This window comes from Kitasatospora sp. MY 5-36 (assembly GCF_001182915.1).
Taxonomy (GTDB): Bacteria; Actinomycetota; Actinomycetes; order Streptomycetales; family Streptomycetaceae; genus Kitasatospora.
In genome coordinates, this window is the sequence record NZ_LFVW01000987.1 from 1 (window position 1) to 2672 (window position 2672).

At 73.4% G+C, this 2672-nt stretch carries 2 protein-coding genes and 2 pseudogenes; 3 read left to right on the plus strand and 1 reads right to left on the minus strand.

Annotated elements, in window-relative coordinates; genetic code table 11:
* Positions 1-203 (minus strand): annotated as a pseudogene (locus tag AE652_RS39200) (hypothetical protein); the annotation flags it as partial.
* A 281-nt stretch (positions 204-484) separates the two neighbouring features.
* Between AE652_RS39200 and AE652_RS39205 the strand changes: the two are divergent.
* The 3 genes and pseudogenes from AE652_RS39205 to AE652_RS39215 form a co-directional block, all read left to right on the plus strand.
* Positions 485-1711 carry a hypothetical protein gene (locus AE652_RS39205; RefSeq protein ID WP_049660318.1) on the plus strand — a complete coding sequence of 409 codons (1227 nt, stop codon included), beginning with the start codon at positions 485-487 and terminating at the stop codon, positions 1709-1711.
* Positions 1712-1955: 244 nt separating this feature from the next.
* Positions 1956-2378, plus strand: coding sequence for a BlaI/MecI/CopY family transcriptional regulator (locus AE652_RS39210; RefSeq protein WP_049660323.1), 423 nt, complete (start codon positions 1956-1958; stop codon positions 2376-2378).
* Positions 2375-2672 (plus strand): annotated as a pseudogene (locus AE652_RS39215) (M56 family peptidase); the annotation flags it as partial. The gene AE652_RS39210 and the pseudogene AE652_RS39215, both read left to right, overlap by 4 nt.

A 2672-nucleotide genomic window follows, 5' to 3' on the forward strand; every position in this document is an offset into this window, starting at 1 on the left:
CCGGCCCGGACGGCGCCACCGTCGTCCTGCCCGCCGCGCCGCAGCGCGTACACCGAGGCGACGAGCCCGGCGAGTCCGACGACCGCCCCGACGACGGCGCTCGCCCGCTCGGCCCCGGCGGCGTCCCCGAGCACCGCCCACAGCGCGAGCGCGACCGCAACACCCGTACAGGCCGAGGCCGTTGACCAAAACAGCAGGCGCATGTGCGATGCCCTCCATCACAGCGACAACCCGGTGAGACCGTAGTACCCGGCCCCCGCTCGCACCACGCTCCGGAGGCGCCCCGAACCGGGTCGCGCATCCGGCGACGGACACCGCCGCGCCGTCGGGACCGGCTCCCGGTGCGCCGGGTGGCCCGTACGGGGTGCCCGGAAAGGAGGGTGCGCCGGGCGGCCGGGATTGGCGCGCCCGGCATCTTCACACCATTCGGTCCGGAGGCTCCACCTTCCCGGTCAACGCCTCCCGAACGAAAGGATGCCCGCACATGGCAGCAACCATCACCGGCCGTCGCATCGCCCAGGTCGTCGCGGCCGTCGTCGTCGCGGTGGCCGCCGGGTGGACACCGGTTCCGGCACAGGCCCACAGCGCCCCCGCCCAGCCGCTACCGACCGTACCCGCCCCGCTCACCGACGACTGGTACACCCAGTGGAAGAACACCACGGCCGATCCCGGCGCACCGGTGAAAGAAACCCGACCGAAACTGACCTGGCGTTCGGACCAGGACGTCCTCTGGCGGGGGTCCAACCGGACCCCCGAGGTCATCTTCGCCGACGGGCTGCGACCACAGGGGGAGAAGACACCCGAGGACCAGCGCCAGTACAACTGGGTCAGCCAGGTCGACCGTTCGACGCCCGAGACCGTGTTCTCGGGCGCCTCACGGGACCAGAGTGTGGCAGTGGATTTCGGCGCCTGGATCTACGAGGTCCACGCACCCTGGGGAATCGACCAGGAGGCGTCCGGCACGTACACCACCATGTTCGGCCTGTACCGCGGCGAGCAGGAGATCACCTTCCCGGGCGGCATCAAGTCGCGGTTCATCAAGGACGCCTGCCCCAGGGACGGGGGCGCGTGCCAGTCGAACCCGAACTACGACCCCTCGGGCGCCGACCAGCCGCAGGACGTCGCGGCGGTCACGATCGACTGGGCCCGCCTGTGGCCCACCCAGGACGCCGGGGCCCTGCCGTGGGTCTCGGAGGAGGGGACCGCCTGGGCGGTGGGAACCGACACGCTGAACCCCTTCCAGGGTGAGGACGCCTTCCGGGAGGGCCTCAAGCCGCGGGTCGGGACGGCTCCGTGGCTGGGCCTGTTCAAGGAGCACGTCCTGAACAAGCCGACGCCGTCGGTGCTGGAGCACGGCTGGGAGGCCCTGGCCGTCGGCGCGGCCGTCCCGGGGTTCCGCGCGAAGTCGGACGCGGAGGAGCTGGTCAGCGAGGCCAAGGCGGGCGGCTGGGTCTACCAGCTCCTGGACACCGCGCACGGTTTCCGTACCGATCTCCTGAACAAGCCGACCAAGGAGACGGCGCCGGCCGAACCGGTGGAGCTCGGCTACGTGGGCGGGGTGCGCGGCGGCCTCCTGCTGACGGCCTGCCACTACCCGCAGGGGTCCACGGTCTCGGACCAGTGCTTCAAGAACCCGCACCCGGGCACGAACGCGACCACGAACACGAACACGCACGTGGTCGCGCCACTCGACCCGGCCCTCGCCCGCTGAGCCCCGCGGGCCGTCCGAACGGCTCGGCCTGACGGCACTCCGTGGACACCGCGCTGCCCGGGGGACCGCGTTCGACGGTCCCCCGGGCAGCGCGGTGTCAGCGGCCCGTAAAGTTAGCTTAGGCACACCTAATATCGAGGGCGCTTCGCCCTCGGCGCGGACAGCGGCGGCACGGACCTCACATCCCGACGCGCGCGGCCCGCTCCGGTGTGCCTGCCGGAGAGCCGCGAGAACGGGAGTGGAGATGCTGGGTGGCGGTCGGGACGCCAGACGTCCGCACGGGGAGCTGGTCGCGGACGTGCTGGCGGTGCTGTGGGCGGCCGGGGAGCCGCTGACCGCCCAGCAGGTCAAGGAGACCCTGAACCAGGGACTGGCCCGCACCACCGTGGCGACGATCCTCACCCGCCTGCACGAGAAGGGCACCCTGGTCCGCTCCCGCCCCGGGCGGTCCTTCGCCTACGCCCCCGTGGAGGACGCCGCCGGACTGGCCGCCGGGCGGATGCGCCGGGAGCTGGAGAAGGAGCCCCAGCGCGACCTGGTGCTGAAGCGGTTCGTCTCCTCGCTGTCCGAGGACGACGAGGACGTCCTGCGCCGCCTGCTCCTCGACACCCGGCAGGTGGGCGAGGCCACGGCTGAAGCCGCCGCCGAACCCGAGGACCGCGCATGAGCCTGGTCCTGGTGCTCGTCGCCCTGGCGCTGCTGGTCCCCTGGGCCGCGGTGCCGGCGGCCCGCCGCCTGGCCGTCCTGCTGCCGCCGCGCGAGGCCTCGTTCACCCTCGCCGGCGCGGCCGTCCTGCTGGCGGGCGGCACCGTCGCGGCCCTCGTCGGCCTGTTCCACGTCCCGTTCCTGGCGGGCCTGGAGCACCTGCCGCTGTCCCGCGTCCTCGCCCGGTGGCCCGCCGTGGTGCCGGTGTCCGGCGCCGCCGGGGTGCTGCTGGCCGTCCAGGCCGTCCGGCTGGGGC

Excerpts from the sequence above, each read along its gene's own strand:
- AE652_RS39205 (WP_049660318.1), top strand. The coding sequence starts at position 485 with ATGGCAGCAACCATCACCGGCCGTCGCATCGCCCAGGTCGTCGCGGCC.
- AE652_RS39210 (WP_049660323.1), top strand. The coding sequence starts at position 1,956 with ATGCTGGGTGGCGGTCGGGACGCCAGACGTCCGCACGGGGAGCTGGTC.